This window comes from Paraburkholderia strydomiana, from assembly GCF_046030495.1.
In the GTDB taxonomy this organism is placed as follows: Bacteria; Pseudomonadota; Gammaproteobacteria; order Burkholderiales; family Burkholderiaceae; genus Paraburkholderia; species Paraburkholderia strydomiana_A.
This window is the reverse complement of record NZ_JAQQCJ010000024.1, coordinates 48685-73765: the sequence shown is the minus strand read 5'-3', so window position 1 is coordinate 73765 and position 25081 is coordinate 48685. Positions and strand designations below refer to the sequence as shown.

24 protein-coding genes are annotated in these 25081 nt (G+C 62.4%); 13 read left to right on the top strand and 11 right to left on the bottom strand.

The genetic code is table 11. The annotated features are described in order from the left end of the window. The first annotated feature begins 97 nt into the window (after nucleotides 1-97). Complete coding sequence (locus PQQ53_RS26875) at nucleotides 98-3376, top strand: YadA-like family protein (protein ID WP_408327379.1); 3279 nt, start codon at nucleotides 98-100, stop codon at nucleotides 3374-3376. A gap of 68 nt (nucleotides 3377-3444) precedes the next feature. Here the strand turns inward: PQQ53_RS26875 and PQQ53_RS26870 are convergent, their stop codons facing one another. The 3 genes from PQQ53_RS26870 to shiA form a co-directional block, all read right to left on the bottom strand. Beyond that, the gene (locus PQQ53_RS26870) at nucleotides 3445-3579 is read right to left on the bottom strand and encodes an MFS transporter small subunit (RefSeq protein ID WP_408148972.1); all 135 of its coding nucleotides are present in this window, start codon (nucleotides 3577-3579) and stop codon (nucleotides 3445-3447) included. A gap of 10 nt (nucleotides 3580-3589) precedes the next feature. Beyond that, entirely contained in the window at nucleotides 3590-4993 is a 1404-nt protein-coding gene (locus PQQ53_RS26865; protein WP_408327376.1) for an L-lactate MFS transporter, read from the bottom strand. A gap of 360 nt (nucleotides 4994-5353) precedes the next feature. Continuing rightward, nucleotides 5354-6673, bottom strand: a complete 1320-nt coding sequence (shiA, locus tag PQQ53_RS26860; protein ID WP_408156210.1) for a shikimate transporter — start codon at nucleotides 6671-6673, stop codon at nucleotides 5354-5356. Between the two features lie 391 nt (nucleotides 6674-7064). Between shiA and PQQ53_RS26855 the strand changes: the two genes are divergently transcribed. The 6 genes from PQQ53_RS26855 to PQQ53_RS26830 all read left to right on the top strand — a co-directional run bounded on the left by PQQ53_RS26855 (nucleotide 7065) and on the right by PQQ53_RS26830 (nucleotide 11774). Continuing rightward, nucleotides 7065-7280 (top strand): hypothetical protein, encoded by a 216-nt coding sequence (locus PQQ53_RS26855; RefSeq protein ID WP_408148978.1) that lies wholly within the window; start codon nucleotides 7065-7067, stop codon nucleotides 7278-7280. Further along, nucleotides 7258-7977, top strand: coding sequence for a GntR family transcriptional regulator (locus PQQ53_RS26850; RefSeq protein ID WP_408148980.1), 720 nt, complete (start codon nucleotides 7258-7260; stop codon nucleotides 7975-7977). Before PQQ53_RS26855 ends, PQQ53_RS26850 begins: the two co-directional genes overlap by 23 nt. Before the next feature lie 364 nt (nucleotides 7978-8341). Further along, on the top strand, nucleotides 8342-8623 hold the full coding sequence (locus tag PQQ53_RS26845; protein WP_408327451.1) for a thiamine pyrophosphate-dependent enzyme: 282 nt from the start codon (nucleotides 8342-8344) through the stop codon (nucleotides 8621-8623). Nucleotides 8624-8649: 26 nt separating this feature from the next. Next, nucleotides 8650-9897 (top strand): formyl-CoA transferase, encoded by a 1248-nt coding sequence (frc, locus tag PQQ53_RS26840; protein ID WP_408148982.1) that lies wholly within the window; start codon nucleotides 8650-8652, stop codon nucleotides 9895-9897. Nucleotides 9898-9957: 60 nt separating this feature from the next. After that, entirely contained in the window at nucleotides 9958-10779 is an 822-nt protein-coding gene (locus PQQ53_RS26835; RefSeq protein ID WP_408148984.1) for a fumarylacetoacetate hydrolase family protein, read from the top strand. Between the two features lie 56 nt (nucleotides 10780-10835). Then, nucleotides 10836-11774, top strand: a complete 939-nt coding sequence (locus PQQ53_RS26830) for an NAD(P)(+) transhydrogenase (Re/Si-specific) subunit beta (protein ID WP_408148986.1) — start codon at nucleotides 10836-10838, stop codon at nucleotides 11772-11774. A gap of 80 nt (nucleotides 11775-11854) precedes the next feature. Here the strand turns inward: PQQ53_RS26830 and PQQ53_RS26825 are convergent, their stop codons facing one another. Together PQQ53_RS26825 and PQQ53_RS26820 are read right to left on the bottom strand one after the other, a co-directional pair. Further along, nucleotides 11855-12163, bottom strand: coding sequence for an HAD family hydrolase (locus tag PQQ53_RS26825; RefSeq protein WP_408327373.1), 309 nt, complete (start codon nucleotides 12161-12163; stop codon nucleotides 11855-11857). 96 nt (nucleotides 12164-12259) lie between these two features. Continuing rightward, nucleotides 12260-13207 carry a LysR family transcriptional regulator gene (locus PQQ53_RS26820; RefSeq protein WP_175160082.1) on the bottom strand — a complete coding sequence of 316 codons (948 nt, stop codon included), beginning with the start codon at nucleotides 13205-13207 and terminating at the stop codon, nucleotides 12260-12262. A 398-nt stretch (nucleotides 13208-13605) separates the two neighbouring features. Between PQQ53_RS26820 and oxlT the strand changes: the two genes are divergently transcribed. The 3 genes from oxlT to PQQ53_RS26805 all read left to right on the top strand — a co-directional run bounded on the left by oxlT (nucleotide 13606) and on the right by PQQ53_RS26805 (nucleotide 17495). Continuing rightward, the gene (gene oxlT, locus PQQ53_RS26815) at nucleotides 13606-14949 is read left to right on the top strand and encodes an oxalate/formate MFS antiporter (protein ID WP_408148990.1); all 1344 of its coding nucleotides are present in this window, start codon (nucleotides 13606-13608) and stop codon (nucleotides 14947-14949) included. Nucleotides 14950-14979: 30 nt separating this feature from the next. Beyond that, entirely contained in the window at nucleotides 14980-15960 is a 981-nt protein-coding gene (locus PQQ53_RS26810; protein ID WP_408327371.1) for a LysR family transcriptional regulator, read from the top strand. A gap of 83 nt (nucleotides 15961-16043) precedes the next feature. Beyond that, a complete protein-coding gene (locus tag PQQ53_RS26805; RefSeq protein ID WP_408148993.1) occupies nucleotides 16044-17495 on the top strand; it encodes an aldehyde dehydrogenase family protein in 1452 nt (483 codons plus the stop codon). A 95-nt stretch (nucleotides 17496-17590) separates the two neighbouring features. On the opposite strand, the gene PQQ53_RS26800 is transcribed toward PQQ53_RS26805, so the two are convergent. From PQQ53_RS26800 to PQQ53_RS26785, 4 genes are all read right to left on the bottom strand, one after another. Beyond that, nucleotides 17591-18568, bottom strand: coding sequence for a 2-dehydropantoate 2-reductase (locus PQQ53_RS26800; protein ID WP_408327369.1), 978 nt, complete (start codon nucleotides 18566-18568; stop codon nucleotides 17591-17593). A 393-nt stretch (nucleotides 18569-18961) separates the two neighbouring features. Further along, complete coding sequence (locus tag PQQ53_RS26795; protein ID WP_408148999.1) at nucleotides 18962-19582, bottom strand: LysE family translocator; 621 nt, start codon at nucleotides 19580-19582, stop codon at nucleotides 18962-18964. A gap of 134 nt (nucleotides 19583-19716) precedes the next feature. Continuing rightward, nucleotides 19717-20259, bottom strand: a complete 543-nt coding sequence (locus tag PQQ53_RS26790) for a hypothetical protein (RefSeq protein ID WP_408149069.1) — start codon at nucleotides 20257-20259, stop codon at nucleotides 19717-19719. 361 nt (nucleotides 20260-20620) lie between these two features. Beyond that, the gene (locus tag PQQ53_RS26785) at nucleotides 20621-21205 is read right to left on the bottom strand and encodes an IMPACT family protein (protein ID WP_476120378.1); all 585 of its coding nucleotides are present in this window, start codon (nucleotides 21203-21205) and stop codon (nucleotides 20621-20623) included. Between the two features lie 214 nt (nucleotides 21206-21419). On the opposite strand from PQQ53_RS26785, the gene PQQ53_RS26780 reads away from it, so the two are divergent. Beyond that, nucleotides 21420-22046, top strand: a complete 627-nt coding sequence (locus tag PQQ53_RS26780) for a LysE family translocator (RefSeq protein ID WP_408149003.1) — start codon at nucleotides 21420-21422, stop codon at nucleotides 22044-22046. Nucleotides 22047-22094: 48 nt separating this feature from the next. Here the strand turns inward: PQQ53_RS26780 and PQQ53_RS26775 are convergent, their stop codons facing one another. Beyond that, on the bottom strand, nucleotides 22095-22463 hold the full coding sequence (locus tag PQQ53_RS26775; RefSeq protein ID WP_408149005.1) for a hypothetical protein: 369 nt from the start codon (nucleotides 22461-22463) through the stop codon (nucleotides 22095-22097). 322 nt (nucleotides 22464-22785) lie between these two features. On the opposite strand from PQQ53_RS26775, the gene PQQ53_RS26770 reads away from it, so the two are divergent. Then, nucleotides 22786-23427 (top strand): 2-hydroxychromene-2-carboxylate isomerase, encoded by a 642-nt coding sequence (locus PQQ53_RS26770; RefSeq protein WP_408156269.1) that lies wholly within the window; start codon nucleotides 22786-22788, stop codon nucleotides 23425-23427. 19 nt (nucleotides 23428-23446) lie between these two features. Here PQQ53_RS26770 and PQQ53_RS26765 read toward each other — a convergent pair whose 3' ends face one another. Next, entirely contained in the window at nucleotides 23447-23704 is a 258-nt protein-coding gene (locus PQQ53_RS26765) for a DUF2866 domain-containing protein (protein ID WP_175160068.1), read from the bottom strand. A 257-nt stretch (nucleotides 23705-23961) separates the two neighbouring features. Here PQQ53_RS26765 and PQQ53_RS26760 point away from each other — a divergent pair, with 257 nt between their 5' ends. Further along, nucleotides 23962-25077 (top strand): GGDEF domain-containing protein, encoded by a 1116-nt coding sequence (locus PQQ53_RS26760; RefSeq protein WP_408149007.1) that lies wholly within the window; start codon nucleotides 23962-23964, stop codon nucleotides 25075-25077. Nucleotides 25078-25081 lie beyond the last annotated feature (4 nt).

Genomic DNA, 25081 nt, shown 5'->3' with positions numbered 1-25081 from the left:
CGCGCTGCATTCCTAAGTGATGGCGTGATCAGGCTGATTACTTAGGATGGCGTAGGAAAAATCTTGGCGAGTGAATCTCAAAAGAAGATTGGGAGCCGTGTTGAACAAGACATATCAAACCGTATGGAACAGAACCACCCGCATCTATGCGGCCGTCTCCGAGCTGGCAACGCGGCGAGGCGCGTCCGGCGTCTCGGTGTGCCGGGCGCTGACGGCCGCCTGCGCCGGTCTGTTGGGCGCGCTGACGCTGTCGCAGGCTGCCCGCGCCGACGATTGCACGCCGCAGGTGCCGAGTTGCATTAACCTCGCGCAGGCGTTGACCACGCAAGTGGCAAGCGCGTCCAGCCCGGCCGCCAATGACGCTGCGATGTCCCCGGAAACCGCTGCCGCGATCAACAACGCCAGCGTGTTCGCCGGCACGCCGGTGGATGGGGATGGAAGCGCGGCGAGTCAGCCGATCATGATGCTGGCGGCGGTGGCTCCCACGCCGGTGACCGATTACATCTCCGTGAGCCCCAATGTCGTTCAGGGGAGCAGCACCAGCGCATCGGACGCGCTGAACGCGATGGCGATCGGCCCCGTGGCCGCGGCAACGGGTATCAATGCGCTGGCTGTCGGCGGGGGCTCGGCGGCGGGTAGCGACGGCTCGACCGCAGTCGGCTCCTCGGCGGGCGCGCTGTCGGTGAACTCGACTGTCGTCGGCGCGGGGGCGACGGTCGGCGCACTGTCGGACAACTCGATCGCACTCGGCTACAACTCCCGTTCGAGCGGGCTCAACAGCGCGTCGATCGGCGGCCTCGCGAGCGCGACGTCGGCTGGCGCGGTGGCGATCGGCTATGACTCGTTCGTCAGGCAGACGGCGCCGAACGGGCTGGCCATGGGCTCGAACGCCACGGCCACCGCGGCGGGGGCGGTGGCGTTGGGCAGCGGCTCGATGGCGGATCGCGCGAACGTGGTCTCGGTCGGCAACAGCGCGCTGAACCGGCAGATCGGGTATCTCGCGGCCGGCACGCAAGTCACCGACGCGGTCAACGTCGGCCAGCTCGCTGGCGTGGCCGCCGCACTCGGCGGCGGCGCGTCGGTCGACTCGGATGGTGCGGTGGTCGCGCCGTCCTACACGGTGGGCGGCGCGACTTATCACGACGTCGGCGCGGCATTGGCCGCGGCCGCGTCGGACGGCGTGGCCGCGAGCTCCGACGCCTTGCGCTACGACACCACGGCGCATGACATCGCGACGCTCGGCAATCGGGGCACGGCCGTCAAGCTCACCAACATCGCGGACGGCACGCTCAGCGCCGATAGTTCCGACGCCGTGACCGGCGCGCAGTTGTATGGCGTCGATCAGGCGGTCACGCAAAATTCGACGGCCATTACCAATATCACCAACAACGTCAGCAATATCGCCGACGGGACCTTGGGTCTGCTTCGGCAGGATCCGGTTTCGCGCGATCTGAGCGTCGCGAAGGACACGGACGGTGTGCATGTCGACTTCACGGGCAAGGACGGGCCGCGCGAGCTGCTCGGCGTCGCGGCGGGGACGACGGCGGGTTCCGCGGTCAATCTCGGACAGCTCGGTCCGGTCGTCGAGTCGCTCGGAGGCGGCGCAACCGTCAATCCGGACGGCACGATCCAGAAGCCCGTCTACAGCATCGGCGGATCCACATATGGCGACGTCGGCGCGGCACTCGCGGCAGCCGTCGCGACAAGCGTGGGCGCGGGCGCCGATGCGCTCCAGTACGACTCGGCGGCGCACGACAAGGTCACTTTGGGCAACCTGCCCGTGCCCGTCCAGCTCACCAACGTGCGCGCGGCCAATCTTGCCGCCGATAGTTCGGATGCCGTCAACGGCGCGCAACTGTTCAGCACCAATGAGGCCGTCGCGCAGAACACCGGCAGCATCACGAACCTCGACCAGCGCACCACGACGATCGAAGGGGACGTGAGCAGCATCACGAACCAGATCACGAACGGCGAGATCGGTCTCGTGCAGCAGGATCAGGCGTCGCGCGATCTCAGTGTGGCCAAAGATACGGACGGCGCCCGCGTCGATTTCACCGGCACGGCTGGCGCGCGCGAACTGACCGGCATTGCGGCGGGCATGACGGATTCGTCGGCGGTCAATCTCGGCCAGGTCAGACCGATGGTGGCCGCGTTGGGCGGCGGCGCGCAGATCAACGCAGACGGATCGGTGAGCGGCCCCACGTATCACGTGCAGGGCGGCACACAGGCCAACGTCGGCGACGCGCTCGGCTCGCTCGACAGCGGACTCGCCACGTTGCAGCAGAACATGGAGACTGGCGGCATCGGCATGGTCACGCAAGATGCGGCAACCCGCGTGATCAATGTCGGCGCGGCGACCGATGGCTCGCTGATCAACATGGCCGGCACGGCGGGCAGCCGGGTCGTCACCGGCGTGGCGGCGGGGGCGGTCGGTCCGTCGAGCACCGACGCGGTCAACGGCGCGCAACTGTATTCGCAGGCAGCGAACACGGCGGTGGCGCTCGGCGGCGGGGCGACGGTCAATCCGGATGGAACGATGACCGCGCCGTCATACAAGGTGGGCGGTACGGTCGTGAGCAATGTCGGCAGCGCGCTGACCAATCTCGATGGCCGCGTGACGCAGAACAGCACGGACATCGCCGGCTTGCAGGGCACCCTCGTCAACCTCAACGGCGCGGTCGCGAATGCGGTGCAGTACGACAGCTCGGCCCACGACAAGGTCACGCTCGGCGGCACGGCCGCCAATGCGCCGAAGGTGCAGTTGACCAATCTGAAGGATGGCGAACTATCGGCCACCAGCAGCGACGCCGTGACCGGCGCGCAACTGTGGAGCACGAACCAGCAGCTCGGCAGCCTCAATCAGGTCATCAACAATATTCAAACCACCGGCGACACGTACGTATCCGTCAACAGTTCCGGCAACGCGGCGCAGGCGATCGGCAATGGTTCCGTCGCGCTCGGCGGCGGCGCGAAGGCCTCGGCGCCGAACTCGGTGGCGATCGGCGAGGGCTCGGTGGCCGATCAGACGGGCACGGTGTCGGTGGGCTCGGCCGGCAACGAGCGCCGCATCACCAACGTCGCGGCGGGGCAGGCGCCTGCAGACGCCGTGAACATGCAGCAGTTCCAGGGCGGCATCAACGAGGTCGCGCGCAATGCGTATTCGGGCACCGCGTCGGCTATCGCGCTGACCATGGTTCCGGAGGTCGATGCAACGAAGAACCTCGCGCTCGGTGTCGCGACGGCTGGCTACAAGGGATATCAGGCGGTGGCGGTGGCTTTGTCCGCGCGCGTTACGTCGAATCTGAAGGTGAAAGTCGGCGCGGGCGTCAGTTCCGCTACGACGACAGTCGGCGCCGGCGCATCGTACCAGTGGTAAGGAGGGAGGACTTGCTACGCGCTTCGTCGGCACCCCGTCGCCTGAGCGGACGGGGTGCCGGGCGGGTATTACTTGAACAGCTTCATTGCCTGCGAGATCGTATTGACCACGCCCCATGCCAGCGGCAGCGTCACGTACAGCCAGAAGATGGCGAGCTTCGCCTTGCTGGACTGAGGCACGGTTTGAGTGTGAGCGGTCGACATGCGGATCTCCTTAAGCGCCCTTGGCGAGCTGTGCGTCGGTCATGTGGTGCTTGTCATCCACACGCTTGACCAGCAGGTTGCAGACGAAGCCGATCACCAGCAGCACAGCCATGATATGAACGGTCATCGTGTAGGCGTCGGCTTTCGCGACGCCATTCGCGACTTCATACGCGCGGATGTAGTTCACCAGCACCGGACCGGCGACGCCCGCGGCGGCCCACGCCGTCAGCAGGCGGCCGTGAATACCACCGACGAAGGCCGTGCCGAACATGTCCGCGAGGTACGCGGGCACCGTCGCGAAGCCGCCGCCGTACATCGACAGGATCACGCAGTAGGCGAGCACGAACAGCGCGATCTGGCCGGAAGCCGCGAAACCCGGCACGAGGTAGTACAGCACCGCGCCAAGCGCGAAGAAGATGAAGTAGGTGTTCTTGCGGCCAATCCAGTCCGACGCCGAGGCCCACAAGAAACGGCCACCCATGTTGAACAGCGACAAAAGGCCCACGAAGCCGGCTGCCGCAGCGGCCGTCACGGTGTTCTTGAAGCTCTCCTGGATCATCACCGAGGCCTGACCGAGAATGCCGATGCCGGCCGTCACGTTGAGGAACAGCACGAGCCAGATCAGATAGAACTGCGGCGTCTTCAATGCCTGGTCGATGTGCACGTGGTTACGCGAAATCATCTTGTTCTGACTCGTCGCGGGCGGCGTCCAGCCAGCCGGCTTCCAGTCGGGGGCCGGCACGCGAATCGCGAGTGCGCCGATCGACATCGAGATGAAGTAGGCGATACCGAGCACGACGAAGGTCTCGGCCACGCCGATGCTGGTCGCGCTGCGGAAGTGGTTCATCAACGCCACCGACAGCGGCGCGGCGATCATCGCGCCGCCGCCGAAGCCCATGATCGCCATGCCTGTCGCCATGCCGCGGCGGTCCGGGAACCAGCGGATCAACGTCGACACCGGCGAGACATAACCCAGTCCCAGCCCGATTCCGCCGATCACGCCATAGCCGAGATACAGCAGCGCGATCTGATGCAGGTACACGCCGAGTGCGGAGACCAGGAAGCCGCCGCCGAAGCAGCATGCGGCGGTAAACATCGTGCGGCGCGGGCCGACGTGTTCGAGCCATTTGCCGGCAAAGGCCGCCGACAAGCCGAGGAACACGATCGCCAGCGAAAAGATCCAGCCGAGAGCGGTCAGCGACCAGTCGTCGGCGGCCGATTGCGTAACGCCGATGACTTTGGTCAGCGGGCCGTTGAACACGGAAAACGCATACGCCTGGCCGATACACAGATGCACGGCAAGGGCTGCGGGCGGAACCATCCAGCGCGAAAACCCCGGCTTCGCGATGGTGGCCTGTTTCGAAAAGAAGGGGGCGGAGCCTGGCTGGCCGCCTGGCTCGGTAATGCTGCTCATCGTCGGTCTCCGGTGAGGAAAGCTTTGTTATCGGCGTTTCATACACAATGCTTGAGGCGGCGCAGTGTAAAGCTTGCGGGCTTTCGCGTCATCGATATATGCATTCTATTTTCATGTGACTCGGCCAAATTCATGAGGAATTTTGCTTTGACGAACGATAGGGCGCGAAGTTGGCCTTTGCAATATGAGGTGCAAAGACATAAGGCATTGTCCTGGTGAAATGCGACAGTAACCTGTCGATGCGCGGCAACGCGGCGCGGACCGCGTAGCGGTTACCGCGGGCGCAAAAGCAAACGGGCCGGCGGTGGCATCTGCGCCACGCCGGCCCGTTTGTTCTGGGCGGTTATGGATTGCCGGGTGTCAGGCGACGCCGCGCCCGGTCTTCATTCTGGCCGCCACCAGCACGGAGATCAGGCAGCCGATCGCCAGGTACGCGGCCACCGGATGCCACGAGCCGCCAGCAAAGCTGACCAGCGCCACCGCGATGAACGGCGTGAAGCCGCCGCCGACCACGCTCGCCACCTGATAACCGACGCCCGCGCCGCTATAGCGGTACTCGGTACCGAACAGCTCGGTGAACATCGGCTGCTGCACGCTCACCACCATATCGTGCGCAACGTTCGCGAGCATGACCGCGAAGACCACGATCCACACCGTCGAGCGCGCGTCGAGTGCGAGGAAGAACGGCACCGCGCTGAACATGCCGACCAGCGCGCCGATGATGTACACGCGGCGGCGGCCGAAGCGGTCCGCCAGCAAGGCAAAGCACGGGATCGTCACGCAGCTCACCGCGCCGACCAGCAGGCCGATCGTCAGGAAGAATTCGCGCGGCATGTGCAGATTCGCCGTCGAGTAGTTCAGTGCGAACGCCGTCACGATGTACATCGTGAACAGCTCGGCAAGACGCAGCGCGATAATCAGCAGGAACGCTTTCGGATGCCGCAGCAGCGCTTCGACGATCGGCAGCCGCGCGCGACGCTCGCCGCGCTTGCCCACTTTTTCGACGAACTCCTTCGACTCTTCCATGCTCGAGCGGATCCACAGCGCGATCAGCACCAGCACGACACTGAACAGGAACGGCAAACGCCAGCCCCAGCTCAGGAACGACGCGTTGTCCATCGAACGGCTGATCAGCGCGACGAGGCCGGTCGACAGCACGAGGCCCACGCCATAGCCGACCTGCACGCCGCTGCTGTAGAACGCCTTTTTCTTTTCCGGCGCGCTTTCGACCGCCATCAGCGCCGCGCCGCCCCATTCGCCGCCGACCGCGAAGCCCTGAATCGCGCGCAAGGTCACGAGCAGCACCGGCGCCCACCAGCCGATCGCCGAAAAGGCCGGCAGCAGGCCGATCGCCGCGGTCGACAGACCCATCATCATCACCGTGAGGACGAGCATTCGCTTGCGGCCGAGGCGGTCGCCGTAGTGGCCGAACACGAAGCCGCCGAGCGGACGGAACAGGAAGCCGACGCCGAAGGTCGCGAACGCCGCGAGCGTGCCCATCGCCGGGCTGACTTTCGGGAAGAACTCGGCGTTGAACACCAGCGCCGCGACGATGCCGTACAGCAGAAAGTCGTACCAGTCGACCACGGCGCCGACGAAACTGCCGAGCGCCGCCTTGCGCGCCTGGTTGCGCGCTTTCTGGTGGTCGGCCATCGCGGCTGTCGGGAGGGTGCTGCTCATTGTCGTTGTCTCCTTGAAATGCTCGGATTGCAGGGTGAGACCGGGCGGAGCGGGCAGCGCCGTGGCCGCCGTCGATCCGCTCAGAATGTCCGGAAGGTTAATGATGCGAAGCGGATCTCACAATCCGCGCGGGGGTGAAACTGCGCGATCATCGGACGCGTCTGCGCGCATAGCGCGCGTTTTGCGCGTTTACACCGAGCGTCGGCCAATGATCAGGCGCGGATCGAAGCGGCCAGCTGGCAAACCAACCGGGCTGGCGCGTGCTAACTTGGGGAATGTGAGCGTTACGTGAAAACAACATTTACTGATATACTACATACCGAATATTGAAAAATGCGGCGATGCAGCATATGATTGAGTCATTCGTTCACTCAATCGTTTGGAGTTACAAATGGAATTTGTGTCTCTTCTGCTGCTCGCCATTGCTGTTGTGGGTTTGGGCGCCTCCGCCACCGTTCTGCTGACCGACTGGATTCCGCAATCGGTCGCGCAGCTTGCATCGCAACATGGCCGGTTCATCGGTCTGGGCGAGCAACCGCGCGGGGCGACGTCGTATCGCGCGCATGTTCAATCCGAGGCGATGAATGTCGTCAGAACTTCAAACTGAAACAGTGGCAACACCGTTGACCTTGTCATTGCAGCCGATCGGCGCGAGCGCGAGCTTGCGTGATCAGGCGTACGCGATGCTGCGCCAGGCGATCGCCGACGCGGATATATACCAGAATCGCGATGAAATCCGCCTCGACGAACGCGTGCTGAGCGAATCGCTCGGCGTGAGCCGCACGCCCGTACGCGAAGCGATGACGCTCCTCGAACAGGAGGGCTTTCTGCGCATGGTGCCGCGGCGCGGTATTTATATCGTGCGCAAGAGCAAGCGCGAAATTGTCGAGATGATCCAGATGTGGGCGGCGCTCGAAAGCATGGCGGCGCGGCTCGCCACGCTGCACGCCTCGGACGGGGAAATCGCCCGTCTGCGCCACATGTTCGACAATTTCCGCGATGCGACGCCGGCCGAGCATATCGCCGAGTATTCGGACGCCAACATCGCGTTTCATCAGGCAATCGTCGAATTGTCGAAGTCGCAGATCATTCTCGACACGATCAAGAACATCTTCATCCACGTGCGGGCGATCCGTCGCATGACGATTTCGCAGAGCGACCGCGCGTCGCGCTCGATCGTCGATCATCTGCGGATCATCGAGGCGCTGGAGCAACGCGATACCGAGCTGGCCGAACGGCTCGTGCGTCAGCATTCGCTGGATCTCGCGGCATTCGTCGAGGCGAATTGCGATTTTCTAGATTGATGGCTGCGTAAGCGATTGACCGGCGTTGCCGGCGAAGAGGCCCGCGGTGTGCAAACACCGCGGGCCTTTTTGTTTGTGCGTGGCTCGCGGGACAGGGATAACCCATCCTTGACGGCCTAAAAAATATGGTATGTGATATATCAACTTTCCGAATCAGCCACTGTCGACTCGGTATTTTCCCGAGCCGCACCCGAAACCGCAGTCGCTTTTTCGTTGCAAAGCCGCGACCAGCAAGCCGTAGCGGCAAGTGTTCCGACGCACACGCATCTCGAAATTGGCCTTGCTTGAATCTGATATATCACATACGGTATGTGGCAGAGACGGTGCCGGCATAAGCGCCAAAGCAACGACACAGGAGACAACCATGTCTGCAGTTGTTTCATCGCTGAACCCGAGGGACAGGATGACGGCCGACGACACGCTCCGGCAGAAGACGCGCAATGCCGCTGTCATCTCGGGCGGACCCCTGTTCGCCGACATGCTCGGCAGCCACGGCGAGGAAGTGCGCGACCCCGCGCAGATCGCCGGCGCGTTGCAGCGCGGTCGCGAAGCGATTCATCGGACCGGTCGTTCGGCGGTCGTCAATATCTGGGTCGACCCGTGCGAGTACGCGCCGGGCACGAAGAACCAGACCATGTACACGTAAAACACAAGGCGTTCAGGAGATAGGACATGGGCAAAGCACTCGACGGTGTACGCATTCTCGATTTCACGCATGTGCAATCGGGGCCAACCTGCACGCAATTGCTGGCATGGTTCGGCGCGGATGTGATCAAAGTGGAGCGGGCCGGGGCGGGCGACATCACGCGCGAGCAGTTGCGCGATATTCCCGACGTGGACAGCCTGTACTTCACGATGCTCAACCACAACAAGCGTTCGGTCACGATCGATACGAAGAACCCCGAAGGCAAACTGGTTCTCGAAGCGCTGATCCAGAAATGCGATGTACTGGTCGAGAACTTCGCGCCGGGCGCGCTGGATCGCATGGGCTTCACGTGGGAGCGGATCCAGGAGCTGAATCCGCGCATGATCGTCGCGTCGGTGAAGGGCTTCGGTCCCGGACCTTATGAGGACTGCAAAGTCTACGAGAACGTCGCGCAATGCGCGGGCGGCGCGGCGTCGACCACCGGCTTCGACGACGGGCCGCCGGTCGTGACGGGCGCGCAGATCGGTGACAGCGGGACGGGTTTGCATCTGGCGCTCGGCATCGTCACGGCGTTGTATCAGCGCACGCAGAGCGGTCGCGGGCAACGCGTGCTCGCCGCCATGCAGGACGGCGTGCTCAATCTGTGCCGCGTAAAACTGCGTGACCAGCAGCGGCTCGATCGCACCGGCACGATGAAAGAGTATCCGCAATATCCGAATGGGACGTTCGGGGAAGCGGTGCCGCGTGCCGGCAATGCTTCGGGCGGCGGTCAGCCGGGCTGGATTCTGAAGTGCAAGGGCTGGGAGACGGACCCGAATGCGTACATCTACTTCATCACGCAAGCGCCGGTGTGGGCGAAGATCTGCAACGTGATCGGCAAGGAAGAGTGGGCGACGGATCCCGACTATGCGACGCCCGCCGCGCGTCTGCCGCACCTGAAAGAGATCTTTGCCGAGATCGAGCGCTGGACCATGACCAAGACGAAATTCGAGGCCATGCAGATCCTCAACAAATACGACATCCCGTGCGGGCCGATCCTGTCGATGAAGGAAATCGCCGAGGAGCCGTCGTTGCGCAAAACCGGCACGATCGTCGAAGTGGATCATCCGACGCGCGGCAAGTATCTGACCGTTGGCAATCCTATCAAACTGTCCGACAGTCCGACCGACGTCACACGTTCGCCACTGCTGGGCGAGCATACCGACGAAGTGATGGCCGAACTCGGCTATTCGCCCGAGCAGATCAGCGCGTTGCGCACGGCCGGCGCGATCTGAGTGCGCGGAAGTCGAAATCAGTCAACCCAGGATTGTCCTGGAACGCTCAAGGAGCGAGGTATGGATACGTGGATGCGGTTCATGTCGAACGACGGTGGCATCGTGTTCGGCCGTGTCGAAGGTGGCTATTTGCATGAATACGAAAGTCTCGAACAACCGGTGCCGACCGGCGCGGTATTGTCGACGCGCGCGCTGACGCCGCTAGCGCCGTGCGCGCCCGGCAAGGTCATCGCGCTGTGGAACAACTTTCACGCGCTGGCGGCGAAGCTCGACAAGCCGGTGCCCACGCATCCGCTTTTTCTGCTGAAACCGGCGGCCTCGGTGATCGGCGCGGGTGCGCCAATCCGGCGGCCTGTCAGTTACGCGGGCAAGATCGTCTACGAAGGCGAGCTGGGCATCGTGATCGGCCGGCGTTGCCGCGACGCGACTCTGGAGGAGGCCGCCGACGCGATTTTCGGCTACACACTCGTCAACGACGTGACCGCAGCGGATCTGCTGAACGAGAATCCGCATTTTCCGCAATGGTGCCGCGCGAAAGGTTTCGATACGTTCTGTTGTATCGGGCCGGCGATCGTCTCCGGGTTCGCGTGGCAGCAGGCGCATCTCGTGACGAAGCTCGACGACGTCGAGCGGCAGAACTATCCGCTCGCCGATATGGTTTTCTCGCCCGCGCAGCAGGTGAGTCTGATCTCGCAGGACCTCACGCTCGAACCCGGCGATGTGATCGCGTGCGGTACGTCGGTCGGCGTCGGATCGATCAAGGATGGCGCGACCGTGTCGATCACGATCGACGGGATCGGTACGCTCAGCAATACGTTGAGCGCCGCTCGCGCGGAGCCGGTCGCACCGGTACCGCCGGGCGTCGCGGCGGGTGTGGTCTGACGGTGAACTGAATCATCGGTCCAGCAGTTTTTGCATCGCAACTCGAAGGAGTACGCATGCTGCAGGCGTCTGACAGTACCGCATGGATGGGCGTGCTCTTCTCGCTGGCCGCCGGTCTCGGTGCGGCGTTGATCTCCGTGTTGACGGTTGCGCTTGCAGCGGTCGGGCAACGGCAGCTCGAAATGCGGGCGACGCGTCGGCCGTACTGGCATGCGGGCGCATTCGCAGCCGTGTTCACGGGACTGTTCGCCGCGGGAATGGGAGCGAGCGGCGCGGTGATCGACGCCGCGCTGCTGGGCGCCGTGCTCGGAGCGTGGCTCGTACGCGGTTGCGATCTGACGCGGCGGCCGCGTCTCGTCGCGCTACTGGGCAGCGGCATGGGACTCGCTGTCATGTCGGGCGGCATCGTGCGCTATTTGTCGACGGATGCGCGGGAAAGCGCCGAGCGTATCGAACTCTATGCAGCCGTATTCATCGGCGCACTGATCTTCGCGACTTCCGCGATTGCGTTCTGCAAATTACGCGGCGCATTGCAGTTGAATACGATCGCGCGTCCGGGCCACCGCATCGTCAATCTGTTCGCGATGGTGCTCTGCGGATGGCTCGGTTACGGCTTCGCAACCGAGCAGGCGCAGCCGTTTGGACTCGCTGCATTGCTTGCAATGAGCGCGCTGGCGTCCGCCATGGGCGCGCATCTGATGATCAGCCGCGAGTATTGCGTCGGTCACGGCGAAGGGCGAGCGTTGCACGCGCACGCTTTCGCCGCACGTTGCGATGGTGTGGACATGGGCAAGGGAGGGCTGCTCGCGCGCATCGAGTGGCATGGCGGCGAAGAACTGGCGTGGGCACTGCGCGACATGACGCCGGGCACGATCCGTACGGTAGCGTATCGACACCGCGGACACCGCGCGAGCCGGCATGACAGCGGGCGCGCGAACAGACGTCAACGCGCGTGTGTTCGCCATCGTCCGACTCATTTCACGGCACGCCATTGAAGATGAGCCAATGCATGAATGCGCAAACTCATCGACTCGCAGACGCGACGCACGGCGGGACCATGATCCCGCCTGTGTCCTCAAGCGCCTGCGGCCGCGAACTCGCTGTAGTACCGGTCCTTCTTGTGCAGGATCATTTGCGCGAGAAAGTCGGCGTCGTAGGCGCGGTGAAGATGACTGTGATACCGCTCGATGTACGCGGTGATGCGCGCGACTTCGCCATTGAATTCCCTCAGCAGTTCGAGCGTCGTGTGATCCCAGCGGAATCGCAGTCCGAGGTCGCTGAACGCGGCATTGTATGCGCTCAGATGGGCGTCGTCAGAAGCGTCCGTGGAAAGACGGACGGCGCGCGTGCCACTGGTATGAGACTCAACCGGAGCATGGTTCATGATCGGCCTCCTGGGCTGACAAGTGAGAGAACTCGCTTGCAGCATAGAAGTACCGGTCAATTTGAAATAGTTAAAGTTTTATTGGGTGTCCATAGCTTACTGCTTATACACGCTCAATTCCTTGACGCGCGTGATCTTCTCGATCAGGTTCGCGCCTTCCTCCATCAGGAAGCGTTTGAAGGCGACCGCCACCGGCGGCAGGCGCTTGTTCTTCCGGTGCACGACGTACCAGTTGAGCATGACGGGAAAGCTCTCGACATCGAGCACAACCAGATGTCCCAGCTGCAATTCGAGGCTGATCGTATGCGCGGACAGGAACGCGATGCCCATGCCGGCGATCACCGCCTGCTTGATCGTCTCGGTGCTCTTGATCTCCATGGCGATCTTCAGATTGGAGAGGCGTCCCGCAAAACCTTCTTCCATCGAATTCCACGTGTCCGAACCGCGCTCGCGCACGATGAAGGCCTCGTTCGCGAGTTGACTCATCCGGATGTTGCGTTTCTGCGCGAGCGGATGTGTGGGCGCCGCCACGATGACATACGGGTGCGGTGCAAACGGCTCGTTGGTCGCGTCGGTCTCGTGCGGCGGGCGCACCATGACGGCGAGATCGGTCTGGTTGGTCGCGAGTTGATGCAGCAGTTCTTCGCGATTGTGCACGGCAAGATTGAGAACGACGCCGGAATAGCGGCGTGTGAATTCGGCGAGCACGCGCGGAAAGAAGTAGTCGCCCGCGCTAATTACCGCGACATTCAGCTTGCCGCCGGAGACGCCTTTGAGCTGGGACATCGCTTCGTCGACTTCGTGGAACTGCTGAATGATCGCGCGACTGTAGTGAAGCATTTCGGTGCCGGCCGGCGTCAGATAGATCTTTTTACCGAGCTGTTCGAACAACGGCAGTCCCGCATGTTCTTCGAGCTGCCGGACCTGGGTGGAGACGGCGGGCTGCGTCAGATGCAATTCTTCTGCGGCACGCGAAAAGCTCAGGTGGCGCGCCACTGTTTCGAAGACCTTCAGTTGCCGTAGAGTCGCATTGCGCATCGTCATGGCCGATGTATAAGCAAATATGAATCGACATAATAACAAACTTTAATTATTAGTAATTCAGCAATGACCCTAGCATCAGCCTGTATAAGAAAGCGAAATTGTCGTCACAGCATTCGGGTTAACGCTTGGATGTCAGGCGTGGCGGACGAGGCAGCCGGTCGAGATGTCCTGTTGACGGTTAATTGATCGGAATAAAGAAGTTTTGAAAAATGCGATGAATAAAAACCGGGTGTTTTAAAGAAGTGGATTAGAGAGGCAAATATTAAATATCCCCGAAAGGCAAGGCTTTTTGGGTTCTAACCATAAGGTGGGACGCATACAGCGCGGCGCGTCCTCCGAGGACACTTTCCTTCGGGGCGTCGACCGGCTGCACCAGACAAATAGCGGAGACAAGACTCATGGACAATATCACCGAGGAAACAACGACCCGCAGGTTTTTGGGGAATCGTTGGTGGCAGCTCGTGATCGGCATCGCATGCATGGCGCTGGTGGCTAATCTGCAATACGCATGGACGCTGTTCGTCGCGCCGATGAACGCCAGGCATCATTGGGGTGAAGCGTCAATTCAGCTTGCCTTCACGATTTTCATTCTGACCGAAACGTGGCTCGTGCCGCTCGAAGGTTTGCTGGTCGACAAATTCGGGCCACGGCCGGTGGTCGCGGTGGGTGCCTTATGCGCGGGCTTGTCGTGGGTCATGAATTCGTATGCGACGACATTGGGTGTTCTGTACGCGTCTGCAGTGATTGGCGGCATCGGCGCGGGCGCCGTGTACGGCACGTGTGTCGGCAATGCGCTGAAATGGTTTCCCGACCGACGCGGTCTCGCAGCGGGTCTGACGGCTGCGGGCTTCGGCGCGGGCGCGGCGATTACGGTGATTCCGATTGCCAACATGATCACGCGCTCGGGTTTCGAACACACGTTCTTCTTCTTCGGCATTTTGCAAGGCGTCAGCATTTTCGTGCTCGCGATGCTGTTGGTCCGGCCGGTGCTGCGTCAGCAAGGTATGCGCAAGAGCAAGTTCGCCGTGTCGAAGGCCGACTTCACGTCGCGCCAGATGATCAAGACACCGGTATTCTGGGTGATCTATGTGTCGTTCGTGGCGGTTGCCGCAGGCGGGCTGATGGCGACGGCGCAGATCGGCCCGATCGCGAGAGACTGGGGGCTTGCCCGCATTCCGATGTCGTTCCTCGGACTGACGTTGCCGCTGCTCACCGCCACGCTTTCGATCGACAACATCCTCAACGGCTTGACACGCCCGCTGTGCGGTTTCATCTCCGACAAGATCGGCCGCGAAAATACGATGTTCGTGATCTTCATCGGCGAGGGCCTCGCACTGCTCGGCTTGATGCAGTTCGGCACCAATCCGTATGCGTTCATGGTTTTCGCCGGGCTGATCTTCCTGTTCTGGGGTGAGATCTTCTCGATCTTTCCGGCAATCTGCGCCGATACTTTCGGCAGCAAATACGCGACGGCGAATGCGGGTACCTTGTACACCGCGAAGGGTACGGCGGCTTTGCTCGTGCCGATCGCATCGGTACTGGCGGCCGCGGGCGGCTGGAATCTCGTCTTCATCGTCTCCGCGGTCATCACGATCGCCGCAGGCGTCTCGGCGAAATTCATCCTCGCACCGATGCGCTCGCGCTGGATCGAGTCGCACAACGAGCCTCAAGGCGCGCTGGCGGTCGCAGGCAACGGCAATGCTTCGCGGCTGAGCCACTGGCCCGAACAGACCGGGGAATAGCATGAACTGCCCGCGCCCGGCGCAGACGTCATGAACGTTTCGCTGCAGCAGCTCAAGGTGTTCGTTGCCGTCGCGCGTGAGCGGAGTTTCACGCGCGCGGCGCGCGAGTTCGATCTGACGCAATCGGCGGTGAGCCGCTGTGTGCGCGAGCTCGAAGATGCCGTTGAATTGAAACTGTTCGATCGCACCACACGCCAGGTTGAACTGACCCATGCGGGTGCGAGCCTCGAGCGCCGGATTGGGCGGCTGCTCGACGAGATCGAACTGACCTTGCTCGAAGAGCGCGCCGCTTACGACGGACATACCGGTGTCGTGGTGCTGGCAAGCAATCCGGTGTTGTCGTCGAGTTGGGTTGCGCAGGCGCTTGCACGTTGCGCATCGGCGTTTCCCGAGCTGATCGTATCCGTCAGGGATCAGCCGCAATGTGGTGTACTCGCGAGCGTGGAGCAAGGCGAAGTGGACTTCGGCCTGGTGTCGTTGGCCCAGCCGTTCGACAATGAATTGCTGCACGCGCAGGTGATCTTCAGGACGCCGCTGCATGCGGTGATTCCTCCCACCCATCCATTGGCCAGTCATGACAGCGTTGCATGGCGAGCTTTACGGGAGTGCTCGCTCATCACGCTGAATGCGGACACGGGTGTGCGCACGGCGCTTGAGCTCGCGTTCAGCACCAATGAATTGAAGCGGCGCCCGCTGCAGGAACTCGGCCATGTGGCGGCCGTGTCGCGCATGGTCGAACTGGGCCTCGGCGTCGGCGTGCTGCCTGTCGATGCGCATTGGCCGGCACCGGCGGGATCGCTGGTGAGCCGGCCTTTGGTGCCCGAAGTGACCGTGACTACCTTCCTCGTGCATCGCCGGAACCGCTCTTTACGACCCAACGCCGCGGCGGCCTGGACACAGTTCGCCGCGCCGGAGTCTATCGACGCACATGGCGGCGCGACATCATCTCCTTCGCAAGCGATCACAGGGCCGGCATTTGCGCCGCGCGGCGCCCTTTTGCATGAGCCTTAGCGTGAGCCGAGATGGCCGGCACGTCTGCCCAAGCGATTCGCCGCGATCAGCCACACGACAATATCCATTCAAGGAGCTTCATGATGGAAACTGAAACCGACCTCAGGCGCCATGATCTGCTGATCGACGGCAAGCGTTTGCCGCCGGGCACAGGCGAGTATTCCGTCGATATCAATCCGGCCACCGAAGAACCCATTGCGCTGGTGGCGCAGGGCAGCGCCGCCGACGTGGATGCGGCGGTGCACGCCGCGCGCGCTGCGCTGAAAGTGTGGAATTCGATTCGTGCGGCAGAGCGTGGCCGCATTCTGATGCGCCTCGCCGGCCTGATGCGCGCCAACCTCGACGAGATCGCCGCGCTCGAAAGTCTCGACGCCGGCAAGCCGATTGCCTCGGTGATGCGCCAGGACATTCCGGCCGCGATCGATACGCTCGAATATTACGCAGGCTGGTGCGACAAGATCAACGGTCAGGTGGTGCCGACGCGGCCCGATGCGTTGACGTACACGTTGCGCGAGCCGGTCGGCGTGGTCGCCGCGATCGTGCCGTGGAATTTCCCGCTGATGATCGGCATGTGGAAGATCGCGCCGGCGCTCGCGTGCGGTTGCACGCTGATCGTCAAGCCCGCGGAGATCACGCCGCTCACCGCGTTACGCATCGGCGAGCTGGCGCTCGAAGCGGGCGTGCCGCCCGGCGTGCTGAATATCGTCACCGGCAAAGGACGGGTGGTCGGCGATGCGCTGGTGGCACACCCGGGTGTCGACAAGGTGACCTTCACGGGCTCGCCGTCAGTCGGGCGCGGCATTTTGCAAGGCGCGGCCGGCAATTTCAAGCGTGTCACGCTCGAACTCGGCGGCAAGTCGGCGAACCTGATTTTCCCCGATGCAAATCTCGACAATGCGGTGCGCGCCGCAGCATCGGGGATTTTCTTCAATACCGGTCAGGTGTGTTCGGCGGGCTCGCGCATTCTCGCCCATCGCGACGTGTACGACGAAGTGGTCGAGCGTCTCGCCGCGCGTGCGAAGTCGATCAAGGTCGGCGATCCGTCGGCGCGCGAAACGTCGATGGGCCCGCTCATCTCCGCCGCGCAGATGAAGACCGTGTTGGGCTATGTCGACGCGGGACGAGCCGAAGGCGCGTCGCTCGTGACCGGCGGTGCGAGAATCGGCGAGCGCGGCTTCTTCGTCGAACCGACGGTGTTCGCCAACGTCGAGCACGAAATGCGCATTTCGCAGGAGGAGATTTTCGGGCCGGTCGCCAGCGTGATTCGCTTCAACGACGAGGCCGATGCGTTAAGGATTGCCAATGGTACGGCGTATAGCCTCGCGGCCGGTGTATGGAGCGCAGACATTGGCCGGGTGCATCGGGTGGCGCGGGATCTGAAAGCGGGCACCGTGTGGATCAATACCTACGGCTATACCGACGTGCGGCTGCCGTGGGGTGGGTCCGGCGATTCAGGCTTCGGCCGCGAACACGGCGACGTCGCGATTGAGAACTTCACCGAGCCGAAGGCGGTGTGGCTGGCAATCGATCAATAGCGGCATAGTAAAAAAGAAGGATCGAACGCGCCAGGCGTTCGATCCTTTTTTATTGCAGCGGCAACAGGAATAGCCGAAAAGCCCGCGACGTTCGATCAGTTGCCCTGCAATGCCATGCGCTCGCGCAGTTTGATCAGCGCCAGCACCACGTCGATAGTGGGCGTGGGTTCGGCGACGAGACGTCCCATCTCCTGCACGACCGTCAACAATGGATCGATCTCCATCGGACGGCGATTCTCCAGATCGACCAGCGTCGACGTCTTATGCGCGCCGACCGCGCCCGCACCGTCGATCCGCGTTTCCACATCGACGCGAAAGTGCACGCCGAACTGATCGGCAATCCGCTTGGCTTCGAGCATCATCGTGCGGGATACCGCGCGCGTGCCCGGGTCGCTGGTGAGCACGTCGAGCGTGGCGTGCGTCAATGCGCTGATCGGATTGAAGCACAGATTGCCCCACAGCTTGAGCCAGATTTCGTCGCGGATGTTGTCGCGAATCGGCGCCTCGAAACCCGCCGCCTGCATGATGTCGTGCAGTTGCTGAATGCGCGGCGTGCGCTCGCCGCTTGGCTCGCCGATCGGGAATTTCTTGCCGTACACATGTTTGATCACGCCCGATTCGACGATCTCCGCAGCGGGATACAGCACGCAACCGATCGCGCGTTCGGGGCCGAGCTTCGTCCATTGACCGCCGTCCGGGTCGACGCTCGCGAGGCGCGTGCCGGCGAAGCGCCCGCCATGTTGATAGAAGTACCAGTAGGGAATGCCGTTGACGCCGGTGACGATCGCCGTGTGTTTGCCGAGCAGAGGCTGCATGGCGTCGACCACGCCAGGCAGCGAATGTGCCTTTAGCGTGACGATCACGAAGTCTTGCACGCCGAGTTCGCGCGGGTCGGACGTACAGCGAACCGGTGCGCTGTATGTCTCGCCGTCCATGATCAGACGCGCGCCATGCTCGCGCATGGCCGCCAGATGCGCGCCGCGCGCGATGAAACTCACGTCCGCGCCTGCACGGGCGAGTTGCACGCCCATCAGGCCGCCAATCGCCCCCGCTCCAAAGATGCAGATCTTCATGATGCCGCTCCAATGACTGTGAGAAGTCGGTCGCCCGTAGCGTAGCCAACGGGTCACTGTTCGAGGATAAGGGGGGGCGACGAAAGCAGATAGTTAAAGTTTCTGGTCCGATGCATTAGGTATCGGTTATGGAAGGACGATGCGCATCGGCGCAGCATGGCGAGTTTGCCGGACGCAGGCTTTCGTGCGGTGGCGACGTTCAACACGCGAGGCACGACGCAGCCGGGCGTGCATGATTTGCCTTATTCGCAGGTCTGCGCGAATTCGACGAATTCAGCGGCGACCTCGTCAATGTGCTCTGCATGTCCGATGTGCGCGGTCTCGCGATGTTCGATTGGAATGTGGCCGATCCTGAAAGGCTGGGGCTTTGCGCCTTCCCTCCCATATTCACCTTCAACCCCGCCTCACCAACAAAAAACTCACCCCGATCGCCGCCAGAAACCCGCCGCAAAAGCGATTAAACCACCGCCTGACCCGCGCCCGCACCAACCATTTCCCGAGATACATCCCGGCCCACGAATAGAGCGCAATCGCTACCCATTCGAGCACCAGAAAACTCGCGCCGAGCACCGAGAACTGCGGCACGATTGGCCTCGCAACATCGACGAACTGCGGCAGAAACGCGGTAAAGACCAGAATCGCCTTCGGATTGCCGGCCGCGACGAGGAACTCACGCCACGCAATTCGACCGAGTGACGTGTCCTGCGGTTGCGACGTATCGATGGTGGGCGCATCGCTGCGCCACAGTTGAATGGCAAGCCAGATCAGATACGCTGCGCCAGCCAGTTTGATCGCAAGAAAGAACCACTCCGACGCGTGCAGCACGACTGCAAGACCGGTTGCGGCGAGTACCAGCATCATCGCGAATGCAACCAGACGCCCGGTGCCGCCGACGAACGCCTTCAGGAATCCATGACGCGCGGCCACATTGATCGACAACAGGTTGTTGGGCCCGGGCGCGAGGTTGATAGCAAAACAGGCGGGCAAAAAGAAAAGCCAGGCGGTGATGGACATGATGGCTCGCGCGATGAACGGCAGATTGCAGGGGGAATCGCGCGGCGCGATGGCCGTCATGGCCGTCGGGGCCGGCGCGCCACCCGTGGTCATGCAATTGTAGCGAAACGCGCGTGCACCCCACGCCGACGGGTTCAATTCACCGCTTTGACAAATCCGGGATCGCTAATCAACGAATCGACGCTCAGCTTGACGGTATCTTCGATCGCGATCGTACTACTGGTAAATTTCGGCGACTTCTGTTTGACCGTCTTGACGGTCGTGAACACGATTTGACGGGTAGCGGAGTCGGTAACCACGTAGCGCATCTTCAGCGTCCAGAACGCCGGCGAGCGCGCATCGTCGACGGTGAACATCTCGATGCTGCCGCTCAGCACCCGCTTGCGATCGTTGAGACGAAACCCCGCGACCTGCAAACTGTTCGCCACGCCGTTGCGCACGGTTTCGTTAATGTCGTCCTTAAGTACGATGCCGGTCATCGCGGTGTTCTCGATGCGGTTCGGCGAAACACGTCCGCTGCGAGCGGGCACGTAGGCGAACTCGTGGGCAGGGGCGACGCTGAGCGATCCGGTGGAATGCGCGGCCGCGCGCGGTGCACTGCTATTCAGGCCGAACCACGACCATGAGCACGCCGACAGCATCAACGGCAACGCAATGAGGCCGCAACCCCTGAGCAGGGTAGTGCTCAACGTTGAATCCATGGCACTGGCCGGGCGCGGCAGAGACGGGCTCCGTCGCGGCGATTCAGGCGTTGTGCTGGAGAAAGCGGCGGTCGAGGTCAGAGGCGTTGCCCTTTTTAATGGAGACATCCGGTAGAGAACAGCATGGTAACAGTGAGCCGACGTCGGAGCCCTTCTGGGTGACACGGTTCGCGCTCCCTGTCGTATCGGCGCGAATCGCTTCATCATACAGAGCCGTTTTTTCAATAGACACCGCGTCATTAAAGCGTTGTCATATTTTTACCATTTACGTACCGTGCAGTCCTGCTCCCTGCTTCCTACTTGCGGTCTCGCAAAGGAGAGCAACACCGGTGGACCATCAAAAGAAACCCGCTTTTCCCTGAGTCATATCCACCAGCACTCGCTGAGCCTCTTCGAGCTTATTGACGGGTAACCGGATCGTCATCTTCACCAGCATGCCATATGCGCTATCCACAAGCGTATATTCCTCGGCTTCGATCCATCGGCGAACCTTGGCTTCATCGGCATAACTCACTTCGACGATTAACGAAACCTGAGCAATCCTCTCGATTCGAGGCGCATCCAGCAGGGCGGAGGCGATTGCATCCGTGTAGGCGCGCACGAGACCGCCGGCGCCGAGTTTCACGCCGCCGTAGTAGCGCACGACGGCGGCCAGCACGCCGTCCAGATCATGATGACGCAATACTTCGAGAATCGGCCGTCCCGCGGTACCGGACGGTTCGCCGTCGTCGGACATACCGGACTGGCCGCCGGCCAGCAACGCCCAGCACACATGCGTCGCGGCAGGATGTTCGTCGCGCAGCCGACGCAGCTCGGCCATTGCTGCATCACGGTCGGCAACCGGTATTGCATAGGCAATGAATCGGCTCTTGCGAATCTCGAGTTCCGCGCTCAGCGCTGCGGGCAAGGTATAGGTGGGCAAGGCAAAGACTTCAGTAAATGAACGAGTACGAGCCGCAGGCGGCTCTGTGCTCGCCATGGTAACGGATCGCCGGCGCATTACCCACGAGGACCTTCGGCTTGGCCGCGGCACGGCACGTCCGCGCCGCACAAAGATCGAATTCACGCATTCGTCTACAATTGCCGGCTGAACGCGCGTCAGTTCGCTGAATCCAGCGCGTCGACAAGGAGACGACATGCTTGACCTATCCACGTTGGGGACTTTCGTTGCAGTCGTGCTCGGGCTCTTCCTGATTCCGGGCCCGGCGGTGCTGCTGGTGTTGACGCGCACCGTGCATGGCGGGCGCAAAGCCGGCATTCTCACGGGCCTCGGTATCGCGGCCGGGGATTTCATTCACACGCTGGGCGCAGCGGTCGGCCTCTCTGCATTGCTGATGACTTCCGCGCTCGCGTTCAATGCGGTGAAATACGTCGGCGCAGCGTATCTCGTCTATCTGGGCATTCGCGCGTTGCGCGAGAAGCAGGCGAGCGCGCATTTGCCGGTGGTCGCGCCGGTATCGGGATCGAAAGCGTTCCTTCAGGCGATTCCCGCTGAAGTGTTGAATCCCAAGACCGCGCTGTTTTTTCTCGCGTTTCTGCCGCAGTTCGTGCGCCCCGAACACGGTTCCACGTTTCTGCAGTTCACCACGCTGGGACTGATCTTCGTCGGCATGAGCGCGTTGTATACGACACTGATCGTATTGACCATTCGGCCGCTGGGCAAATTCGTCAAGCGTTTGACGTGGCTGGCGCGCTGGCAGAACAAGATCATCGGGTTGCTGTTCATTTCGCTCGGCCTGCGCGTGGCTGCGCAGACGCGCTGATCGATCCGCGCGTCTGTTTCGTCTCGTTGTGCACTAGGTGCGTTTGCGCTAGATGTTGCGGCGTTGCCGTTGCAGACGGCCTTCGCGGGCGTATTCCATCTGGCTTTGCGTGCGAACGGCGACCTTGTCCCGTTCGGCGCGGCTTGCTTGCTGCGTATCGTCGATGTCGCCGACCCGCAGCACTTCCTGCGCGATCCTGATGCGTAGCGTCATCAACGGTTCGCCGCGTTCGACCAGTGTGCGATCCGTGGCGCGTGCCTGCTGAACGCCGCTATCGATCAGATTGCGCAACTCCAGCAGCGTGAGCCGCTGCCGCTGAATCTCGAGGATGAGCCGTTGGACGGCCCGCTCGTCGCGCGTTCGCCACCAGGCGCGCAACTCGGCGAGCGTGGGAGATTCGAAGGGAGGAAGACGCATTGCTCAGACGAAAAATACTGTATATATGTACAGTATAGCTCGTCTTATTTCGAAGCCGTGCGGCGTGCGTCAACGGCTTCTCGCCAAACCGTGCGAGTGGCTTCAGTGAGGTCAGGACAGCGCGAGCAGAATCGATGACGACACGGCGATGATGAAAAGACAGACGGCGGTGAGCATGTCGTACGGATAGTTCATTGCGGACCGTCAACGTGGCATGTGCGGGAGGTTCATCATAGGGAGAACCGTCACACGCGACTGTTAAGCATTGCAAGGCATAGTCCATCGGCGGCAACGAGTGGGCATGCTTGATATAGGAGGCAACATGAATGGCGCCGCGTCTTCTTCAACGCCTTCCTTCGCACCGGGGGTCGAGTTCTGGTTCGACTTCGGCAGCAATTACAGTTACCTCAGCGTCATGCGAATCGAGGCGCTGGCAGCCGCGCATGGCGTGCGGATTCAATGGCGACCGTTCTTGCTCGGGCCTGTGTTTCGCGATCTCGGCTTCACCAACTCACCATTCGTACTGCAGAAGGAAAAGGGCGCATACGTCTGGAAGGACATGGAGCGGCAATGTCGCAAATACGATATTCCGTTCGTGCGGCCCAGCACCTTCCCGCGTGCGGCGCTGCTGGCGATGCGCGTGGCGCTGCTGGGCGCGGATCAGCAATGGATGGCTGGCTACTGCCGCAAGATCATGCAACTGAATTTTGCCGATGACCGCGACATCGGCTCGACGGAGGTAGTGAGCGACGCGCTTGCCGAACTCGGCTTACCCGCTCGGCAAATCATCGCCGACTCGCAAAGCGACGCCAACAAACTGCGCCTGCGCGAACAGACGGAAACGGCTGCGGCCAGAGGGATATTCGGTGCACCGACGTTCTTCGTCGGAAACGAAATGTTCTGGGGCAACGACAGGCTGGATGACGCGTTGGCGTACTGCGATTCGACGCGTGCAGCCCAATGAGTGGGGAGCGCGGCAGCGCTTATTCGTTACCTTGCTGGCAGAAGCGGCGGCCGGGAACGTGTGAGACGACGGCCTGAGCGATTTCGAGCGGTGTACTTTCGGCGGGCACGACCCGGCGGCTCGATTCGGGCGTGTGTTTCATGGTCCATTCGACGAGACGGTACGAACGTCCCCAAGGCGGTTGCAACGGGTCGGAGACTCTGCAGGTGTGGATCTGGCTGACCCATTCAATGCCGGGCATGGCGCGCAAATGCTCGAATACTGTCTTTTCAACCATGATTTGACTCCTTCTCGCGGGCCTGCAGCCCGTCTTTTGGCGCGTCGTCGACACCCTTAAGAAAAAAGACCGCCGATGTTCTGGCGGCTTAACAGGGGATGGTGTGCGCATGGTTGCAGGGAAGAATTAAGCGAAACTTAAGAGGCGCATCGGCGTCCGCGCCGTATTCTCACCCTCAAGACCGCGCGGGATAGGCCGTTATTAGAGCGGTTGGGGCCGCCATCCCCGCTTCGCCTTCGGGCTCGCATCCTGATAACGTGACGAATCTCGCCCAAACGCCGCTCTCCGACCGCCTTCGCTCGCTAGTCGATACCGTGCAACATAACGAGCGCACGTTGCGCCGTTTCCAGAATGTCGAGTTGCGATTGATCGGCGCGCAGGATTTCGCCTCGTTTCTCGACACCCTGTTCAGCCATTTGCCGCAGGAATTCTCGCTGGCGAGCGTGACGCTATGGCTCGACGACCGCGCTCCGATGCTGCTCGACCTGCTCGAGCCCGTCGCGTTGCGCGCGCTCGATCAGGCGAATCTGAAGACCTCGCGCGAAGGCGGACTCGCCGCGCGAGACCTGTGCGAGGAGGGCCGGCCGTGGCTCGGCAAGCCAGGCGAACTGAGCGACACCGTGCGTCACGCGTTCTTCGGCGCCGCGCCACCGCCGGCGAGCGCGATTCTGTTGCCGCTTGCCGCGGGCGACACCGTCAGCGGTTATCTATGCCTCGGCAGCGACGACCCCGCGCGTTTCGGCGACGGCATGGCCACGGACATTCTGGAGCGCTTCGCGAGTGTCGTGACGGCGAGTCTCGACAATGTCGCGCATCGCGAGCGACTCAAGCAGCTCGGTATGACCGACTCGCTGACCGGCCTCGCCAATCGCCGCTATTTCGACGAGCGGCTGCGCGAGGAACTCATGCGCGCGGTCCGTTATGGTGTACCGGTGGCATGTCTGTTCATCGATATCGACGGTTTCAAACGCATCAACGACACCTACGGCCATCAGACCGGCGACCGCGCGTTGGCGGTGGTGGCGGCCTGCGTGCGGCAACAGGTGCGGTTGGGCGATACTGTCGCGCGTTATGGCGGCGAAGAGTTCGCCGCGCTGCTGCAAGGCGACCGGGATGATGCGCTCACCGTCGCCGAGCGCGTGCGGCTGGCGGTCGAACGGCTGGATCTGCAGGATGATCATGGCCAACGCATCGCATTGACCGTGTCGATCGGCGTGGCGGCGCGCAGGGTCGGCGGGACGGCGGCCGGGGCCGTGTCGCTCGGGCGCGAGATGATCGAGGAAGCCGATCGTGCGATGTACCAGGCCAAACGCAATGGCCGCAATCGCATCGAGGCGCTGGTGAAGCCGGGCGACGATCAGGCGGAACACTGAGTTT